20 protein-coding genes are annotated in these 17,934 nt (G+C 53.1%); 3 read left to right on the forward strand and 17 right to left on the reverse strand.

The genetic code is table 11. From position 1 onward, the window contains the following. Nucleotides 1–74: 74 nt before the first annotated feature. From radC to rpmG, 3 genes are all read left to right on the forward strand, one after another. Nucleotides 75–749, forward strand: coding sequence for a RadC family protein (gene radC, locus LZ463_RS26620; RefSeq protein ID WP_241459353.1), 675 nt, complete (start codon nt 75–77; stop codon nt 747–749). Between the two features lie 192 nt (nt 750–941). Next, nucleotides 942–1,178, forward strand: a complete 237-nt coding sequence (gene rpmB / locus LZ463_RS26625) for a 50S ribosomal protein L28 (RefSeq protein ID WP_162040513.1) — start codon at nt 942–944, stop codon at nt 1,176–1,178. Nucleotides 1,179–1,204: 26 nt separating this feature from the next. Continuing rightward, nucleotides 1,205–1,372, forward strand: a complete 168-nt coding sequence (gene rpmG / locus LZ463_RS26630) for a 50S ribosomal protein L33 (RefSeq protein ID WP_110257750.1) — start codon at nt 1,205–1,207, stop codon at nt 1,370–1,372. A gap of 127 nt (nt 1,373–1,499) precedes the next feature. On the opposite strand, the gene LZ463_RS26635 is transcribed toward rpmG, so the two are convergent. From LZ463_RS26635 to LZ463_RS26715, 17 genes are all read right to left on the reverse strand, one after another. Then, nucleotides 1,500–1,913: a response regulator gene (locus tag LZ463_RS26635; protein WP_241459354.1), complete on the reverse strand. Its 414-nt coding sequence runs from the start codon at nt 1,911–1,913 to the stop codon at nt 1,500–1,502. 18 nt (nt 1,914–1,931) lie between these two features. Beyond that, on the reverse strand, nt 1,932–2,147 hold the full coding sequence (locus LZ463_RS26640; RefSeq protein WP_241459355.1) for a hypothetical protein: 216 nt from the start codon (nt 2,145–2,147) through the stop codon (nt 1,932–1,934). A 500-nt stretch (nt 2,148–2,647) separates the two neighbouring features. Next, nucleotides 2,648–3,850, reverse strand: coding sequence for a DesA family fatty acid desaturase (locus LZ463_RS26645; protein ID WP_277624184.1), 1,203 nt, complete (start codon nt 3,848–3,850; stop codon nt 2,648–2,650). Nucleotides 3,851–3,995: 145 nt separating this feature from the next. After that, the gene (locus tag LZ463_RS26650) at nt 3,996–5,294 is read right to left on the reverse strand and encodes a mechanosensitive ion channel family protein (protein WP_241459356.1); all 1,299 of its coding nucleotides are present in this window, start codon (nt 5,292–5,294) and stop codon (nt 3,996–3,998) included. Between the two features lie 52 nt (nt 5,295–5,346). Next, entirely contained in the window at nt 5,347–6,666 is a 1,320-nt protein-coding gene (locus tag LZ463_RS26655) for an RsmB/NOP family class I SAM-dependent RNA methyltransferase (protein WP_241459357.1), read from the reverse strand. A 194-nt stretch (nt 6,667–6,860) separates the two neighbouring features. Further along, nucleotides 6,861–7,466: a phosphoribosylglycinamide formyltransferase gene (purN, locus tag LZ463_RS26660; protein ID WP_241459358.1), complete on the reverse strand. Its 606-nt coding sequence runs from the start codon at nt 7,464–7,466 to the stop codon at nt 6,861–6,863. A gap of 99 nt (nt 7,467–7,565) precedes the next feature. After that, complete coding sequence (locus LZ463_RS26665; protein ID WP_347176301.1) at nt 7,566–7,964, reverse strand: barstar family protein; 399 nt, start codon at nt 7,962–7,964, stop codon at nt 7,566–7,568. 26 nt (nt 7,965–7,990) lie between these two features. After that, complete coding sequence (locus LZ463_RS26670; RefSeq protein WP_241459360.1) at nt 7,991–8,389, reverse strand: guanyl-specific ribonuclease; 399 nt, start codon at nt 8,387–8,389, stop codon at nt 7,991–7,993. A 300-nt stretch (nt 8,390–8,689) separates the two neighbouring features. Next, nucleotides 8,690–9,874, reverse strand: coding sequence for a patatin-like phospholipase family protein (locus LZ463_RS26675; RefSeq protein WP_241459361.1), 1,185 nt, complete (start codon nt 9,872–9,874; stop codon nt 8,690–8,692). A 321-nt stretch (nt 9,875–10,195) separates the two neighbouring features. Next, complete coding sequence (locus tag LZ463_RS26680) at nt 10,196–10,954, reverse strand: 3-hydroxyacyl-CoA dehydrogenase (protein ID WP_241459362.1); 759 nt, start codon at nt 10,952–10,954, stop codon at nt 10,196–10,198. Nucleotides 10,955–11,208: 254 nt separating this feature from the next. Then, entirely contained in the window at nt 11,209–13,422 is a 2,214-nt protein-coding gene (locus LZ463_RS26685) for a sodium-translocating pyrophosphatase (RefSeq protein ID WP_241459363.1), read from the reverse strand. Nucleotides 13,423–13,857: 435 nt separating this feature from the next. Beyond that, nucleotides 13,858–14,514, reverse strand: a complete 657-nt coding sequence (gene adk, locus LZ463_RS26690) for an adenylate kinase (RefSeq protein WP_241459364.1) — start codon at nt 14,512–14,514, stop codon at nt 13,858–13,860. A gap of 197 nt (nt 14,515–14,711) precedes the next feature. Next, nucleotides 14,712–15,470: a 3-deoxy-manno-octulosonate cytidylyltransferase gene (gene kdsB, locus LZ463_RS26695; protein WP_241459365.1), complete on the reverse strand. Its 759-nt coding sequence runs from the start codon at nt 15,468–15,470 to the stop codon at nt 14,712–14,714. Between the two features lie 84 nt (nt 15,471–15,554). Continuing rightward, nucleotides 15,555–15,740 carry a Trm112 family protein gene (locus tag LZ463_RS26700; RefSeq protein ID WP_241459366.1) on the reverse strand — a complete coding sequence of 62 codons (186 nt, stop codon included), beginning with the start codon at nt 15,738–15,740 and terminating at the stop codon, nt 15,555–15,557. Further along, nucleotides 15,721–16,767: a tetraacyldisaccharide 4'-kinase gene (gene lpxK / locus LZ463_RS26705; RefSeq protein ID WP_241459367.1), complete on the reverse strand. Its 1,047-nt coding sequence runs from the start codon at nt 16,765–16,767 to the stop codon at nt 15,721–15,723. The genes LZ463_RS26700 and lpxK overlap by 20 nt, the downstream gene beginning before the upstream one ends. Nucleotides 16,768–16,875: 108 nt before the next feature. Then, on the reverse strand, nt 16,876–17,319 hold the full coding sequence (locus LZ463_RS26710; RefSeq protein WP_241459368.1) for an ExbD/TolR family protein: 444 nt from the start codon (nt 17,317–17,319) through the stop codon (nt 16,876–16,878). Between the two features lie 2 nt (nt 17,320–17,321). Then, entirely contained in the window at nt 17,322–17,927 is a 606-nt protein-coding gene (locus LZ463_RS26715; protein WP_241459369.1) for a MotA/TolQ/ExbB proton channel family protein, read from the reverse strand. Nucleotides 17,928–17,934: the final 7 nt, after the last annotated feature.

Raw genomic sequence — 17,934 nt, forward strand, 5'->3', positions numbered from 1 at the left:
GGGTTGTCAGCCCGTATTGTAAGCCAGCTTTGACTGATTCAGACTGAAGGACCGTATTTATGGAGAAAACTTAGATGTCAATCAACGAATGGCCGGAAGAGCAACGCCCGAGGGAAAGGCTGATCAGGCATGGCGCAGGCGCCCTGTCCGATGCGGAACTGCTGGCCGTCTTCCTACGCACCGGCGTGACCGGTAAAAGCGCTGTTGACCTGGGGCGTGACATGATTGCCGAATTTGGCTCCCTGTCCGCGCTGTTTGCCGCCAGTATCAAGGATTTTTCCGCCATACACGGCCTGGGTAGCGCCAAGTATGCGCAGTTGCAGGCCGTACTGGAACTGGCCAAGCGCGCCATTTCTGAAGAACTGCAGGAAAGCACCGCCCTGTCCTCACCCCAGGCCGTCAAAAAATACCTGCAGCTGATGATAGGCAACAAGCCGCATGAGTCATTTGCAATCCTCTTCCTGGATGTCAAAAACCGCCTGATCAAGGCAGAAGAATTATTCCGCGGCACGCTCAACCATGCCAGCGTCTACCCGCGCGAGGTCGTCAAATCCGCCCTCCAGCACAATGCCGCCGCCATCATCCTGGCGCACAACCACCCTTCCGGGTCCTGCGAACCAAGCCCTGCTGACATAGCGCTGACCAAGACCCTGAAGCAGGCGCTGGACCTGATCGATATCCGCATACTTGATCACTTCATTGTGGCCAACCCGAACGTGTATTCATTTGCAGAGCACGGTTTGCTGTAAATCTGTTGCAAAACTGGCGGGCTGCAACCATGGCTTTTCGCGGGGTAAAAAGGTCGTTTCAGAAGTAAAAACCAAATTGTTAAATTAATTTTTTAAATAAGACACACTTGTTTTTCGCAAGTCGTTGATATTTCATGGAATTTTGTTTATACTTGCGTTTTTCCAATTTCGGAATCGTCTAAGGAGTTAAACATGGCACGTGTCTGCCAAGTGACTGGGAAGGGGCCAATGGTTGGCAACAACGTATCCCACGCTAATAACAAAACAAAACGCCGCTTTTTGCCTAACCTGCAAAATCGTCGCTTTTTCGTAGAATCAGAAAACCGTTGGGTTTCTCTGCGTTTGTCCAATGCTGGCCTGCGCGTCATCGACAAAATCGGCATCGATGCCGTTTTGGCTGACCTGCGTGCTCGCGGCGAAAAAGTTTAAGCTAAACTTATAGTTAGGAAAATATCATGGCTAAATCTGGTCGCGACAAAATCAAGCTGGAATCGACTGCTGGTACAGGTCACTTCTACACAACCTCCAAAAACAAGCGCACTATGCCTGAAAAAATGGAGATCATGAAGTTCGATCCTAAAGCACGCAAGCACGTCATCTACAAAGAAACCAAAATCAAGTAATTTTTGTTTCTTTCGCTGCAATAAAAAACCCGCTACTGGCGGGTTTTTTTATAAGCACCCCAGCAGGAACTGACCATCACAACAGGTCACAGACACAAGCCGCGGTTTTTTGCTGCGCTCATACCTGCTAGGCCCCGCCATTATCACTCAATTGCCTTGATCGCCGCCAAGCCAGCATCTGCTGGATACGGCTACAGCAAGCCGTGACGTCTAACGGTTTGGCCACCACAGCGTTAGCCCCCAATGCCAGCGCCTCATCCAGTATGCTTTTCTGGTCTTCGGTCGTGACCAGTACGATAGGCACGTCATCGAAGTGCGACAAGCATCTGATCTGACGGATGAACTCGTGACCGGTGAGCCCGGGCATCATATAATCCACCATGATCAGATCAGGCACACTGACCTGGCACCAGGCCAGTGCCTCCAGCGGATCTTCAAAACTGATTGACGTGGCGTCACTGACAGAATCGACTAATACTGCCAGCAATACCAGATTGATGGGATTGTCGTCGATCAGCAGTACGGTGGACTTCATCGCCATGAACTGGGGTTCCCCGGCTTAAAAGAGGCGGCTATGCAAGACCAGCAGGGTATGCAGCGATGCCAGCGACAGCATGGAAGACAGGACAACCACCCGATTCAGGCAGGCTTGCCGGACCAGCAAAACAGACAGCCTGACCGCAGATCGCGGATTGCTGCCCAGACCCAGGCTGGCAAGCAGCACGGGGGACAGTGTTGATACAGTTGCAGAGCTGGCCTGCGTGACACCAGACAAGCTTGCAATCCTTGCCAGCAAGGAAACTGGCGAATCAGACCTGCCGTTCCCTTGCACAGCTTTATTCCTCATAAACTTAAACATCACTCAGCCTTTCTATCCAGTTTTTCCAGATAGTCTGTACAAAACCAACCAGACACTCACCTGAACATAGCCAGCATGTAGCCGGCACTATTTTGATTTGGAAAAGCGGCGGAATTGGGCCGTTTTGAACCATCATGTCTTGCCATTCCAGGCAAGACCAGACGGCATAAGTGAAGTATCTGGTGACAGGGATAAGGTTGCCAGATAACGCTATGGAACACATAGGGACATCACATGATTTACATCTTAAACGAAAATTTCCACACGGCAATCAATCGACACAAGATTTAACGCTTGTTGCCGCATGTTTTACAGGACATTTCATTTACCAGGCACGTCTTGCTCCTGGCCTGGCATAAACAAAAAACGGCGCCCAAGGCGCCGTTTTTTCTCCCTGAACATTCAGGCTCAGGTGATCAGGCGTAAGTACGCAAACGCAAAGAGAATTCGCGCAAGGTTTGTATACCGGATGCTTCGGCACGTACACACCAATCCTGCAGTTGCTGTACCAGTTGCTCGCGGCTGACGGTAGAGCGTTCCCAGATCAGACTCAGTTCCACACGCATCTCGTGCATGGTCTTCAGGGCGCGACTATGGGCCAGTACTTCAGACAATTGCTGCTGTTGCGGTGCTTCGAGTTTGCTTGGCTCACGCTGCAACAGCTTCTTGGTGCTCTTGAGCATTTGTGCTTCAAACATGGCCTTTTCACGCAGCGCAGCAACTTCATCACCCCAGGCACGGCGCAAGGATTTTGCATATTTGGCCATGACATCGTAGCGGTTGGTGATGACGGCCTGCAAAGTCTCAAGGTCAACGACGGCCTTGATTTCCTTGAACTTGGGTTCAGGCGCCACTTTCTTGACCTTGGCCAGGCCCGCAATTTCCAGGCCACGTATATACAGCCAGCCGATGTCGAACTCATACCATTTGGAGGACAGTTTGGCAGAAGTCCCAAAAGTATGGTGGTTGTTGTGCAGTTCTTCACCGCCGATCAGGATGCCGAAAGGAACGATATTGCGGGAGGCATCAACGCAATCATAATTGCGGTAACCCCAATAATGGCCTATGCCGTTGATGATACCGGCAGCAGTGACGGGTATCCACAGCATTTGCACAGCCCAGACCGTGATACCAATCACACCAAACAGCATGAAGTCGATGATGAGCATCAAAGCCACACCCTGCCAGCTGAAGCGGGTGTAGATATTGCGCTCCATCCAGTCATCCGGTGTGCCATGACCATACTTTTCCATGGTTTCCAGGTTTTTGCATTCTGCACGGTAGAGCTCGGCACCTTCAAACAGGACTTTCTTGATGCCACGTGTCACCGGGCTATGCGGATCTTCTTCGGTTTCGCACTTGGCGTGATGCTTGCGGTGTATCGCCGCCCATTCCTTGGTGACCTGACCGGTTGTCAGCCACAGCCAGAAGCGAAAGAAATGACTGGGTATCGCATGCAATTCCAGCGCACGGTGTGCCTGACAACGATGCAAGAATATCGTCACACTGGCGATGGTGATGTGCGTCACCACCATAGTGAAGATAAATACCTGCCAGCCTGTGGCACGGGTGACGCCATTGCTCAGGAAGTCAGTTACTGTTTCGATAAAAGTGCTCAAAATCACATGTACTCCATTGTTATTGACGGCATCTTGGTTGATCTTGTAAATGGGGATCAATTGCAGTCATTATAGACTTCGGACGGCATTGTACGCCGTTTTAGAGGGTTTCCCCCAATTTTAGAACTAAAAATCTTTCCTTGCCTCAAGTTTCTTTGGCTGGACTGTTAATTATGGTGACAACCCGGTTGGCATAAGGCAGATTGACCTTGCGCTCTTGCAGAACTTGCCACAAGGCACGGTTCACACCGGACAAAACACTGGACTTGCCATTTTCGAGGTCCCTGATCCAAAAGCTGACGCGAACTTCAAAACCGTCGGCGCCAAACTTCATCAGGTTGGCAGCAGGTGCCGGGTCTTCCACCACCCGCTCGACCTTGCCGGCCGTTTCGGCCAGGATAGGCAACAGTGCCTCCATATCGGTCGCATAATCCACCGTAAGATCTGTCCAGACTGCAACGGCAGTATCACTGAGCGAATAGTTTTGCACTGGTGTTGACACCAGCATTTCATTGGGGATCACTGCCTCGCTGCCATCAACACCCTTCAGGACCGTGTAACGGGTATTGATCTGGGTGACCCGTCCACTGAATTTATCGACAGAAATCGTGTCACCGATGGACATGCTGCGATCAAGCAGGATGATAAAGCCGGACACGTAAGAGCTGGTGATTTTTTGCAAGCCAAAACCAAGACCGACACCAAGCGCACCGCCAAACACGGACAAAACGGTGAGATCAAGGCCAACCAGGCTGAGGCTGATCAGAATAGCCAGCAAAATCAGGATGGCCCGCCCTACCCTTGATAGCACGACTTTCAATGAAGTATGGGTGGTCGGCAGCATCATCAGCCTGGCTTCGAGTGCCGCACTGGCCCACATTGCCACCACCAGGGTAACGATCACCGAGGTGATTGCCTGCAAAATAGTCAGCAACGATACTTTGTTGTGACCGATAGGGATGATGACCTCATCAAGGGTGGTGAACAACTCCTGCCCCAGTCCGGTGAAATGCAGGACCACGCCCAGCCAGACCAGGCCGGCAAACAGTTTTTCAAAGACAGCAAGGAAATTGCCAATATAACCGTCACGGGCAAAAGTGCGGCGCACAACATAAAACGCAAAACGTATCAATGCCAGCGAACCGATGATGGGGAATAACAGCGACAGCAAATGCGTATGCTGCCATTTACCAAGTATCATTTTGGCGATCAGGATGAAAGTCATTGCCAGAGCGGGTGACAGCACGCGGGTAAAGCTTTCTACACCGATTTTCACCACACTGGAATCAGTCTCTTTGCTTGTCACCCCACGCCTGAGTACTCTTGACAGCAACCAGGCCAGCGCAAAGCAGGCTGTGACTACGGCCACTTGCCAGTAGAAATCAGGCTGGCCTACATCGTTTGACAGATCAGACAACAAACTGGCAAGCAGGGGCGTACTCATGGCTGGCGCTCAGGAATGGTAAGGGGTTGACAATATCAGCGCAAAAGAAAGCTTAAGCCGCATCAGTTACATCAGTTGCATCGACCGCATCAGACTTGGCTGACGCAGGGGCAACGGCTTTCTTGCGTTCCAGTATGGCGGCAAAGAAGCCGTCAGTCTGGTGCAGGTGAGGATAGAGCTTGAGGTAATCACCCATTTCCAATGCCACTTTTTGTTCTGCCAATACCCTGGAGGCTGGTATCAGACTAAAATCAGGATGCTCTGCCAGGAAAGCCTGGACGATGCCTTCATTTTCTTCATCAAGAATACTGCAGGTCGCATACACCAGACGCCCCCCCGCCTTGACCATGCGCGCTGCACTGGCCAGGATGGAAGCCTGTTTCACATTCAGTTCAGCCACGCCTTCAGCCGTCTGACGCCATTTGACATCTGGATTGCGACGCAAGGTACCCAGGCCACTGCAGGGCGCATCGACCAGCACACGGTCAAGCTTGCCGGCCAGGCGCTTGATCTTGGCGTCTTTTTCATGGGCGATGACGACTGGATGCACATTCGACAGGCCGCTGCGCGCCAAGCGTGGCTTCAGTTTGGCCAGTCGTTTTTCAGAAATATCAAAGGCGTACAGGCGGCCGGTATTGCGCATCAGCGCACCGAGCGCCAGGGTCTTGCCACCGGCGCCGGCGCAAAAGTCCGCCACCATCTCACCGCGCTTGGCGCCGACCAGCTGCGCCAGCAGCTGGCTGCCTTCGTCCTGCACTTCTATCGTACCGTCCTTGAACAGGGGCAAGTTTTGTATCGATGGCTTCTTGATAACGCGCAAACCTGTCGATGAGTAAGGGGTAGGCTCAGCGATGATCGGCGCCTGCGCCAGGCTGGCGATGACGGTATCACGGTCGCCTTTGAGTGTGTTGACGCGCAAATCGAGCGGCGCCGGGGTATTGAGCGACGTCGCCAGCTTCATGGCTTCTTCTTCACCAAAGCGTTCCAGCAATTTGGTCCACAGCCATGCAGGCAGATTGGCCTTCATGACCACAGGCAGATGGGCGCGGTCAATGTCCATGACGCGGGTCAGCCAGGCGGTTTCATCTTCGGTAAGGCCGCCGAGGGAGTCGACACCAACAGCATCAGCCAGGCCAAGCAGGCTCAGGCGACGCATCGGTGAGCCCGTGCCGGACTCAGAAAAATTGGTATACACCGCTTTATTGCGCAACAAGCCGTAAATAGCCTCCGCAATCACGCCCCGCTCACGAGACCCCAGGCGTGGATGTTCACGGAAATAACGGGACAAAGTGCCATCTGCCGGGCCAGTAAAACGCAAAATCTCACGCAATACTTCTTCAGTACTGACGAGAATGGCTGGAGGTAATCTCATGCTGCTTCCTTCTAAATGCTATTGATGGCCCGTATGGGCCTGTATTCTTCGAGAGTGATGCTGCTCCCAGAAAACAATAAGGCATGAAGGCTGCACAGCTTGTGCAGCACTGCCTTATCGCTTTTGGAATTCATAGTCGAATTGTAACGCCTTCGTGCTCAGACTTTGCCTGCACGATATGACCTACGTTAAATTTACTCACTGATATGCACGCAATTGCCTTTGATGTGCAATTTGCCTTCAATAAATTGCCGTACGGCTTGCGGATAAATCTGGTGTTCCTGTTCCAATACCCTGTGTGACAGGCTGTCTTCGTCATCCCCCTCCAGAACCGGCACCACAGCCTGGGCAACAATGGGGCCATGGTCGAGTTCCGCAGTAACGAAGTGCACTGTCGCACCATGTACCTTGACACCGGCGTCAAGCGCCTGTTGGTGGGTGGCCAATCCGACAAAGCTGGGCAGCAGCGAAGGATGAATATTCAACATCCGGTTGGCATAATGGCCAACAAATCCGGCAGTCAGGATACGCATGAAGCCAGCCAGTACCACCAGATCAGGCGCAAATTCATCAATTTTTGCCTGCAAGGCGGCATCAAAGGCCTCACGGGTAGCAAACTGTTTGCTGACAACAACCGCCGTCGGTATGCCATGGCTGGCTGCGAATTCCAGGCCGCCAGCGTCAGCACGGTTACTGATAACGGCGGCAATCCGGGCCGGCCACTGCTGCCTGGCCGCGCTTTCAACGATGGCCTGCATATTACTGCCACGGCCAGAAATGAGGATAACAATCTTTTTCATGGCGGCATTGTACCGCTGACCGGGGCCCAGCCCCAAATAAAAATGCCAGCCGACATGGACTGGCATTTATTTATTAACAATAATACAGGATTGTTTTACCTACTCAAAGGAATAAAATACCCTGAAGGCAACTTTTCTGTCAGCCCAGAAATCCGCTGCATCGCGGAAAACATCAAGCAGGGTTTCTCTTGCCTCTTTGTCAAATTTCTGCGTATTCGGCAATTGTTCAAGCACGATCAAAAAGCCCGGCTGCTGGCCAGCCTTGTAGATCATGTCAGTCAGGCAATCGGACAAGGCGTCCAGGTTACGACACAAGGGTTTGGGGAAACCGAAAGACAAGGCGATCTTGCTCACCACTTGTTGCTTGGTGGCAGCCTCCTGACAATAAGCATACAGGAAATGCTGTCCGAGCCTGGCTGCTTCCGCCTGTAGATCAGGTATGCGGAAAGCACGGATCGATTGCACTACATTGGGTGCAACCGTTGCCAATAAATCCATTTCTCCCTCGATTGCTGAGATCATATCTACTCTTTAATTCTTTGAAAACTTTCGTAATGGTCTGCCGTGTAATAGTATTCGCCTGAGGTTTGCGGATCAGCACCGGCAATGATGCGGCGCACGCCGCGATTACGGGCACGCGGTGTTTTCACCGTATACTCATGATAGTAACCACGCTTTTGTTTGGGCAATCTTGACTCATAATTACCAAACACCACGCCATCTTTATCGTAGGGAAAAGGTCCGCCCTGCTTGATCAGCTTCAGGGTCGTCTGTGCCTCTATAGGCAAGTCAGTAATAACGATACTGGCAATACCCTGATTTGAGTTCTTACCAGTATTGCCATCCTTGGCAAAAGACGTTGCAGCCAGCAAAGCAAGCGTCAGAAATACCAGCCATTTTTTTAAAAATGTTGGATTTATCATTATTTTCTCTGTCTGCACCTGCGAAAACAGCGCATAGAGTAACGGTTTGTCGGTGATGAATCAACCATTGTTGCACTTGTTACAATGTAAAAATTCACGGATTTGTCATATTTGGCACCTGAAGATTCTTCCGGGAAATTTTTCTTTCCGTAGGGAATTCTGTTATTTCCCACAGGAAATTTTGCCATGACATGCCAGCAAGCAGACATGAAGCAACTGTCTGGAAACAATGCCAGGGAACCCAGGCAGTCGCCAGACTTGCGGCGATTTATCCGTCTGTCAGTGAACTGTAGCAGTCCGCTAGTCGGCGTGACCGCTATCAGCAAAGAAATCCAGCACCTCCTCTTTTTTAGCCTGGGTATCGCGCCGCCCGAGCGCGATCAGTTCTTTGGTGTAGGTCGACTCGAACAGCAGGTAAGAAGCCAGCGCAGATCCGCGCGCCTCGGTTGCGCCTATTCCTCCCAGCATGGTACGTACCGGCAATGGCAGGCTGTTGGTATGGCGACTGGCGATTTCATCAAGACGTTCGGACGGTGCAATAACCAGGATATCAACTGGCCGCAAAGGCGTTTTTTCCAGTAACGCTGGCGGCAACATGGACAGGGTCTTGTTAATACGCATCAGGCGCTCGATGTCAACGGCCAGACTGTCAAGAAAGATGCTGGACAAGGCATGTCCGGCGATTTGCGCCAGGCTGGGGTAACGTGCCGTTTCAGTACTGACATTCGGTGGTTCACTCAGGCGACCGGCACCGACGATCAGTACTTTTTTCGCACCAAGGTGGATGGCAGGAGAAATTGGCGCCAACTGGCGCATGGAACCGTCACCACAATATTCCATACGACCGCCCCAGTTCAGCGGCACAGCGGGAAAAATAAAAGGGATCGCCGAAGACGCCAGCAAGTGTTGGACACCAATAAAGTCACGCTGCGACAGGCGCTGGCTGCGCACCCAGGGTTCGATATCGGCCAGGGTCTGGTAAAAAGTCAGATGCTGGCCCGCTGTATACGACGAAGCCGTCACCGCCAGTGCATGCAGGCTGCCATTATTGAATGCAGCATCCAGGCTGGCCAGGTCCAGCATGCGGTTGAGCAAGGCTTCCAGGGGCGAATTGTCGAGCAGGGAATTGGGCGGTGCCTTGCGCCATTTGTTCAACAGCCAGCCAAACGACCATAATGTCAACCAGCGCGCACCACTGCGCATCACGCCCAGTGAATCGGCCCGGTAGACCTGCGCCGCTTCAAAGTTCTCCCATATGTGCAGCATGCGGTTCAGGGCATTACCGAAATTATCAGCGCCACAAGCCAGTGCCGTGGCATTGATGGCCCCTGCCGATGTGCCGCAGATAATGCCGAAAGGATTGGTACCTGTATGCCAGCCGGCATCGGCCAGTATCACTGAAATTTCATGCAGCACCCCAACCTGATAGGCAGCACGGGCACCACCGCCAGTCAGTATCAACCCTGTCTCAGCATGTTTATTCATTCGTGTCCGGCAATAAAAAAGGGCGAATTTCCATTCGCCCTAGTGTAGTAGCCTGCTGGCAATTTGTCATGTTGCAGGGCACCGCGAAAGACCCGCGCTCTACAAATACAACAGCCTGAGATGCCACAAGCATATTACTGCGTGTGAGACGTTAAGAAAGCGCACACAATAGCGTTTTTTTTACGTCACCTTACTCGATATTCGTAAGTGCTGAGAAAGCGTAACGAGCGGCGCAAGTTTGAGTTAAGAAGCGCAACCGTACTTTAGTACGGTGAGCATCGCAGGCTCAAAATTGCGTCGCGCAGTAGCTTTATCAACACTTCACTTGGGTTGCATGCGAATGGCCCCATCCAGGCGGATTGTCTCGCCATTCAACATCACATTTTCAATAATGGTCTTGGCCAGATTCGCATATTCATCCGGTTTGCCCAGGCGTGGCGGGAACGGGACCATTTTGCCCAGGGCGTCCTGCACTTCTTGTGGCATGCCCAGCAACATCGGTGTTTCAAAAATACCAGGCGCGATGGTCATCACACGAATGCCGTTGCGTGACAGGTCACGCGCCATAGGCAGCGTCAGGCCGACAACAGCGGCCTTGGAGGAAGCATAGGCTGCCTGGCCAATCTGGCCGTCATAGGCAGCGACGGACGCGGTATTGATGATGACGCCACGCTCACCGTGTTCTGCGGCCTCTGTCTTGCCCATGGCGTCTGCTGCCAGGCGGCACATATTGAAGGTGCCGATCAGGTTGATGTTGACCACGCGCTGGAATACGTCCAGCGGATGCGGGCCATCCTTGCCAACTGTTTTAATGGCAGGGGCAACACCGGCGCAATTGACCAGGCCGCGTAGGGTGCCCATGCTGGCTGCTGCTTCGACCACGGCTTTGCCGTCAGCTTCTGAAGTCACGTCGCATTTGACAAACTTGCCGCCGAGTTCGGCCGCCAGTGCTTCACCGGCTTCGACCTGTACGTCGGCCAATACAACTTTGCCACCATTGGCAACGATCATGCGCGCTGTTGCTGCACCCAGGCCGGAAGCACCGCCTGTGATAATGAATACATGATTTTGAATTTGCATGTTTGTCTCTCCAGCTATCTGAATTTGGGGTTAACGGTGCAGCAAAGGATGAATGACTCATTTGTGCTTATTACACCGGTTACGCTAATTACGCTAATTACGTTTACGTAAACGTAACATCCATCTATTGTAGCGAATAATTCCTGTCAAGCGAAAATAAAAAAAGTGGCAGCGCTGTCAACGTTGCCACTTTTTGATCCAAACCAATACTGCAGGCAGTTACGAGCTTCGGCTCTGCTTCCGTCGCTACACTCTCATTTGCTTGCAGAAGCCGGTTCACCCATGGCAGGTGGCGGCGGCACGTCAGCAGGCTTGGCAGCACCAGCAGATGCAGATGCTGCCGGAGCTGCCATGGTGGCAGAAGCCGATGCCGCAGGTGCAGCTGTCTGTGCAGCCGGTGTTGCATGACTGGCAGCGGGTGCACTGCCCCCCGTGGCGGGGAGCAAAGGCACCAGCAGCAAGGCAACGATATTGATGATCTTGATCAGCGGGTTGACTGCCGGGCCAGCGGTGTCCTTATAGGGGTCACCGACAGTGTCGCCAGTCACGGCGGCCTTGTGCGCTTCAGAACCCTTGCCGCCGAAATGGCCATCTTCAATGTACTTCTTGGCATTGTCCCAGGCGCCACCACCGGTAGTCATGGAAATTGCCACAAACAGACCTGTGACGATAGTCCCCATCAGCAGACCGCCAAGCGCCGCAGACCCCAGCAACAGGCCAACCACGATAGGCACGATCACCGGCAGCAGCGAAGGAATAATCATTTCCTTGATAGCAGAAGTGGTCAGCATATCGACGGCCTTGTCATACTCAGGCTTGCCTGTGCCATCCATGATGCCCTTGATCTCTTTGAACTGACGGCGTACTTCCACCACCACTGCACCGGCCGCACGGCCTACGGCTTCCATCGCCATGGCACCGAACAGGTAAGGGATCAGGCCGCCGATGAACAGGCCAACAATGACTTGAGGGTTGGACAAATCAAACGAAGTACTCTTGCCGACCGAATCCAGGGCATGTGTGTAATCAGCGAACAACACCAGTGCTGCCAGGCCTGCAGAACCAATCGCATAACCTTTGGTGACTGCCTTGGTGGTGTTGCCGACGGCATCGAGCGGGTCTGTGATGGCGCGTACTGAGGCAGGCATTTCTGACATTTCAGCAATACCGCCGGCATTGTCCGTGATGGGCCCGTAAGCGTCGAGTGCCACGATGATGCCTGCCATGGACAGCATGGATGTTGCCGCAATCGCGATGCCATACAGGCCAGACAAGGCATACGACACCAGGATGGCAATACAGACTGCCAGCACCGGCCAGGCAGTAGACTTCATCGACACACCCAGGCCAGCAATGATATTGGTGCCATGACCAGTGGTCGACGCCTGCGCCACATGCTGGACTGGCTTGAAGTCTGTGCCCGTGTAGTATTCAGTGATGTAGACCATCAGGCCGGTAAGGACGATACCGACCAGGGCTGAACCCATCATTTTCATACGCATGGCCTCATCAGGCCAGATTTGCCAGGTGACGACGGCAAAACCGATCAGGGACAAGCCTGCCGCCCACCACAAACCTGTGTACAGGGCGGACATGATTTTCTTGCCGGCCTTGGCCTTGACCATGGAACAGCCAACGATGGAGGCAAGTATCGAGACCGCCCCCAGCAACAGGGGATAAACGATGGCTTCAGTCACATTACTGGTGATGACCAGCGCGCCCAGCAGCATGGTGGCGATCAGGGTTACCACATAGGTTTCAAACAGGTCGGCGGCCATACCGGCGCAATCACCAACATTGTCACCGACATTGTCTGCAATCACGGCGGGGTTGCGCGGATCGTCTTCAGGGATACCGGCCTCCACCTTGCCAACCAGGTCAGCACCGACGTCAGCGCCCTTGGTAAAGATACCGCCGCCAAGACGGGCGAAGATGGAAATCAGCGAAGCGCCAAAGGCCAGCCCTATCAGCGGTTTGATGACATCATGCTGGGTCAGCGTACCACCGGCGGCATTATTGACCAGCAGCATGTAGAACAGGGTGACGCCAAGCAGACCCAGACCGACCACCAGCATGCCAGTGATGGCGCCGCCACGAAAAGCGACGTCCAGCGCTTCGTTCATGCCCTTGGTTGCAGCCTGAGCAGTCCGGACATTGGCCCGGACCGAAACATTCATGCCAATGAAGCCGCAGGCGCCTGACAGCACCGCGCCGATCAGAAAACCGACGGCAGTGATCAGGCCCAGGCCAGGGATGGCGGCGATGGCTACAAACAGGACGACGCCGACAATGGCGATAGTACGGTACTGCCTGGCCAGATAGGCGGCGGCACCTTGTTGTATGGCGGCGGCGATATCCTGCATACGCGTATTGCCGGCATCCTGTTTCAGAATCCAGCTACGCGATATCAGTCCATATAGCACAGCGATGACTCCACATGCGATGACAAACCAAAGACTTGCTGCCATGTTGACTCCTCCAATTGTTATCTGCCTGCATGCCTTGTGGGCTTGCCTGCATGTTCTGACTACAAAGTATTACAAGGAGATCCCTGATTAAGGGTAGCGAGCGGCGTTGGTTTTGGTTAAGACGCGCAGTCGTACGAGAGTACGGCGAGCATCGCAGGCCCAAAATAACGTCGCGCAGTAACTTAAGCAGAGTTTTCCAAGGACATTTTTTCACTTTTACAAACAACCCAGTACGACCTGATGCTGCTCAAACAAAAATGAAACCTGTACTGCGAAACTTTTATGTAGCTATATCAATTGTGGTATTACCTGTTACGGTATGACATGTGGGCCGGACTGAAAACTCACAGAACTGTCAGTGCTGTCAGCTCCCGATGCACAAATTTATCACCGGCAAAAAAAAGCGGACAAACCAGTCCGCTTTTCTTGAACAACTTATTCCGCCAGCGCGGCAAATGCGCTGTCGCGTATGGCCTCTACCGGCCCTACGCCTGCAATCTTGCGATACTTGGGCGCGCCTGGTTCACCAGATTTGGCCCAGTCACCGTAGTAAGTCAGCAAGACTTCGGTCTGGTCATGATAGACAGACAGACGTTTCTTGACGGTCTCTTCGGTGTCGTCAGGGCGTTGTACCAGATCTTCGCCAGTCACATCATCCTTGCCTTCCACTTTGGGAGGATTGTATTTGACGTGGTAAGTACGGCCAGAAGCCGGATGCAGGCGGCGGCCACTCATGCGGTCGATGATGGCTTCATCCGGCACGGCGATTTCAAGCACATAATCGATCGTCACGCCGGCATCTTTCATCGCATCGGCCTGTGGCGTGGTACGCGGGAAGCCATCGAACAGGTAACCATTGGCGCAATCAGGTTGCTTCAACCTGTCCTTGACCAGGCCGATGATGATGTCGTCAGATACCAGTCCGCCGGCATCCATGACTTTTTTTGCTTCCATGCCCAGTGATGTACCTGCTGCTATCGCCGCACGCAACATGTCACCGGTAGATATTTGAGGAATATTGAATTTTTCTTTGATGTAAGTGGCTTGTGTACCCTTGCCGGCTCCCGGCGCTCCCAACAAAATAAGACGCATGTTAAATTTCCTAAGACGAGTTTGAATTTTTAAGTGTTGTTATCAAAATATGCTGACTATTTACAATGAATCAGCACCGCTGCGGTTTTGTTTTTCTTCTTCTGGCAGTGATAACACAGTTTCTTTTCACGAAACTTACCACAATTTTTCCAATTCTTGATGCTTTGCCACGAAATCGGCGCAAACTTCCGCAATTTTCATGACGGTTGCATAAAAAATTGCCTGACCCTGCTTAAATCTTCAGCAGTATCAACCCCCGGCGCCGGACTAGAGTCAGTGACATGGACGGCAATTGCATAGCCATGCCATAAAACCCGCAATTGCTCCAGCGCCTCAATTTGTTCCAATGGGGAAACAGCAAGTTGTGGATATTTTTTTAAAAAATCGTTGCGGTAAGCATACAGACCGATGTGGCGCAATGGCGCATATCCAGCCGGCAACTGTTCGCGACTGACGGCAAAACCGTCCCTGTGCCAGGGTATGGTGGCGCGTGAAAAATACAGGGCGCGACCGGCTTTGTCCAATACCACTTTCACCACGTTGGGGTTAAAGGCGTCAGCCACTTCATGGAGGGGATGGGCAGCCGTCGCCATGGGTACACCGGCATTCACCAGGGCAGCCGTGGCGGCAATCAGGGCCGGGTCTATCAGGGGTTCATCGCCCTGCACATTAACAACAACGGCATCATCAGCCAGTCCCATGGCAGCGGCCACTTCGGCAATACGATCAGTGCCGGATGGATGGTCGGCACGTGTCATGGTGACCGGTATTTGGTGCTCACGGCAGGCAGCGACGATATCGGCATGATCAGTCGCCACCATGATGGCACTGGCGCCAGACAATAAAGCACGCTCTGCCGTGCGCACCACCATGGGTTTGCCGGCAATGTCGGCCAGGGGTTTATTGGGCAGGCGTGAAGAAGCCAGCCTGGCCGGGATGATGGCGATGAAACTCATAAGACGGAAATCCTGATAGTCTAAAGTAATGAGCTAAGGTAATGATCTGAAGTAATGAGCTTAAGTGGCGGGCAAAACCGTGGTTCAGCGGGCAGCGACTTCTTCTGCAGTCAAGGCACGTGCCTGATCGGCCCACATGATGGGGATGTCGTCACGTATCTGGTAAGCCAGTTTGTCGCCATAACAGATCAGTTCCTGATTGACTTTCTGATAGACCAGCGGGCCTTTGCACAAAGGGCAAACCAAGACATCAAGCAGACGTGCGTCCATGTTTTTTCTCCGAAATCATAGTAATCAGTGATGTGGCAAATGCAGCATCAAGTTGCGCTTCAACCGGCACGACCCAGATACGGGTATCAGCCAGCAAAGCCGGGATTTGCCTACATTTTACTGCATCCTTTTCAGTTATCAGGATGCAGTCAGCATCGACAGCCTTAAAAGTGCCTGCATCGAAGTCATGATGATCGGGCAGCGGCAAGGTCTGGCAACGCAGCCCCTGCTGTTCCAGCATGCTGAAGTAACGCTGAGGATTACCTATGCCGGCAGCGGCCAGAATGCGCTGGTGCTGGTCCTGAAAAGCCGCCAGCGGCTGGCTCACCTGTCTATCGTTGAGGCGATAAGCATCTCCTGGCTGCAGGACCATGCGCAAGGCATCATGCGGCAGTCCGGCAGGGATAACTGCTTCGTTGCACGCCAGGTTGCATACGGTGAAGTCGCGCCGTCTCTGTAGAGGCTCACGCAAGGGGCCGGCGGGTAGCAGCCAGCCATTGCCGACGCCACGCTGGTCAAACAGAATAATTTCAACATCGCGTCCGAGCGCATAGTGCTGCAGGCCATCGTCGCTAATGATGACATCAACTTGCGGGTGCGCCGCCAGCAGGCATTGTGCGACGGCGACGCGGTCACGCCCGACCGCTACCGGGCAATTGGCGCTTGCGGCAATCAGCAAAGGCTCATCACCAACCTGGCTGGCTTGGGATGCCGCATCCAGCAATTGCACGCCATCAGCATGTGCGCCATACCCGCGTGATATCACGGCGGGGTGCCAGCCAGTCTTTTGCAACTCTTTTACCAGCCAAATCACCAGCGGGGTCTTGCCGGTGCCACCAATAAAAATATTGCCAACCACCACAACAGGCAACTCCAGCCTGGTCTGCTTCTTGTAGCCCATCACAAACAGGCCGAAACGGAAAGTCACGATCAAACCAAACAGCCTGGACAAAGGCCATAGCAAGACGGCCAGCAAGCCATGCTTTTGCCAGGCACCCAACAAGACTTTTTCCAGCACTGCACGCATGTCGCCCTCTAAAAAAGAAACCGGGGAGTAACACACTCCCCGGTTTATGTACCTGCTTTTGTGCCCGCTCCAATGGTAATCTTTCCACGATCAGAACAAGCGTCAACCTTACTTTGGTGTAGCCTGGGCAGCAAACGTCACTTTGGCCATGCCGGCAATACGTGCAGCTTCCAGTACATCAATCACCGACTGATGACTTGCCGCACGATCTGCATTGATGATGACAACAGGGTCAGGCTGGTTACCGGTCTTGCCAGCTTCGAGGGCACCGGCAGCTTTTTTCAGATCTTCTGCCAGGGTCAGGGGATCAAGATAAGACACAGCCTGATTATTGATCTTGTAGCGGCCCTGGGCATCGATACCGATCTCGATCTGGTTAGGCTTGTCCTGCGCCTTTTCGGCGTCGGCAGTCGGCAGGGTGATCTGTAATTCGGTGAAACGGCTGTAGGTCGTTGTCACCATCAAAAAGATCAGGATAACCAGCAAGACGTCGATAAACGGGATCAGGTTGATCTCTGGCTCTTCCCTGCCCCTTCCTTTACGAAAATTCATGATTACTTCCTGGCGCTGTGGACGACATCAACAAACTTGATGGCCTGCTGTTCCATATCAACAACGATGCTGTCCACCAGAGCGCGGAAATGACGCCAGAACACCATCGCGGGCATGGCAATCATCAGACCAAAGCCGGTGTTATACAAAGCGACGGAGATACCGTGGGCCAGTTGTGCCGGGTTGGCGCCAGAGGCGTTTTGCGAACCGAAAATTTCTATCATGCCGACGACAGTGCCAAACAAGCCCATCAAAGGGGCCAGTGAAGCGATCGTACCCAGGGTCGTCAGAAAACGCTCCAGGTCATGCGCAACCGCACTGCCGGCTTCTTCTATGGACTCTTTCATGACATCACGCGGTGCGTTCACATTGCGCAAGCCTGCTGCCAGTACCCGACCCAAAGGCGAGTTGCCGGCCAGTTGCTCGATGACCTCTGGCTTGACCTTGCCAGCCTGGTAGACGCGGATGACTTCGTCGAGCAAGGTGGGTGGCAAAATACGGCTGCGGCGTAAAGACAGACTGCGTTCTATGATTAAAGTCAGCGCGATGACTGAGGCAATCAGCAACAAATAAATTGGCCAGCCTGCGGCTTGAATGATGGCGAACAAATTAACT

The organism is Undibacterium paludis (assembly GCF_022568815.1).
Lineage (GTDB): Bacteria > Pseudomonadota > Gammaproteobacteria > Burkholderiales > Burkholderiaceae_D > Undibacterium.

What these genes read in the sequence shown, in the direction of transcription:
- radC (WP_241459353.1), top strand. Translation starts at nt 75, where the DNA reads ATGTCAATCAACGAATGGCCGGAAGAGCAACGCCCGAGGGAAAGGCTG.
- rpmB (WP_162040513.1), top strand. Translation starts at nt 942, where the DNA reads ATGGCACGTGTCTGCCAAGTGACTGGGAAGGGGCCAATGGTTGGCAAC.
- rpmG (WP_110257750.1), top strand. Translation starts at nt 1,205, where the DNA reads ATGGCTAAATCTGGTCGCGACAAAATCAAGCTGGAATCGACTGCTGGT.
- LZ463_RS26635 (WP_241459354.1), bottom strand. Translation starts at nt 1,913, where the DNA reads ATGGCGATGAAGTCCACCGTACTGCTGATCGACGACAATCCCATCAAT.
- LZ463_RS26650 (WP_241459356.1), bottom strand. Translation starts at nt 5,294, where the DNA reads ATGAGTACGCCCCTGCTTGCCAGTTTGTTGTCTGATCTGTCAAACGAT.
- LZ463_RS26655 (WP_241459357.1), bottom strand. Translation starts at nt 6,666, where the DNA reads ATGAGATTACCTCCAGCCATTCTCGTCAGTACTGAAGAAGTATTGCGT.
- purN (WP_241459358.1), bottom strand. Translation starts at nt 7,466, where the DNA reads ATGAAAAAGATTGTTATCCTCATTTCTGGCCGTGGCAGTAATATGCAG.
- LZ463_RS26665 (WP_347176301.1), bottom strand. Translation starts at nt 7,964, where the DNA reads ATGGATTTATTGGCAACGGTTGCACCCAATGTAGTGCAATCGATCCGT.
- LZ463_RS26670 (WP_241459360.1), bottom strand. Translation starts at nt 8,389, where the DNA reads ATGATAAATCCAACATTTTTAAAAAAATGGCTGGTATTTCTGACGCTT.
- LZ463_RS26675 (WP_241459361.1), bottom strand. Translation starts at nt 9,874, where the DNA reads ATGAATAAACATGCTGAGACAGGGTTGATACTGACTGGCGGTGGTGCC.
- LZ463_RS26680 (WP_241459362.1), bottom strand. Translation starts at nt 10,954, where the DNA reads ATGCAAATTCAAAATCATGTATTCATTATCACAGGCGGTGCTTCCGGC.
- LZ463_RS26685 (WP_241459363.1), bottom strand. Translation starts at nt 13,422, where the DNA reads ATGGCAGCAAGTCTTTGGTTTGTCATCGCATGTGGAGTCATCGCTGTG.
- adk (WP_241459364.1), bottom strand. Translation starts at nt 14,514, where the DNA reads ATGCGTCTTATTTTGTTGGGAGCGCCGGGAGCCGGCAAGGGTACACAA.
- kdsB (WP_241459365.1), bottom strand. Translation starts at nt 15,470, where the DNA reads ATGAGTTTCATCGCCATCATCCCGGCCAGGCTGGCTTCTTCACGCCTG.
- LZ463_RS26700 (WP_241459366.1), bottom strand. Translation starts at nt 15,740, where the DNA reads ATGGACGCACGTCTGCTTGATGTCTTGGTTTGCCCTTTGTGCAAAGGC.
- lpxK (WP_241459367.1), bottom strand. Translation starts at nt 16,767, where the DNA reads ATGCGTGCAGTGCTGGAAAAAGTCTTGTTGGGTGCCTGGCAAAAGCAT.
- LZ463_RS26710 (WP_241459368.1), bottom strand. Translation starts at nt 17,319, where the DNA reads ATGAATTTTCGTAAAGGAAGGGGCAGGGAAGAGCCAGAGATCAACCTG.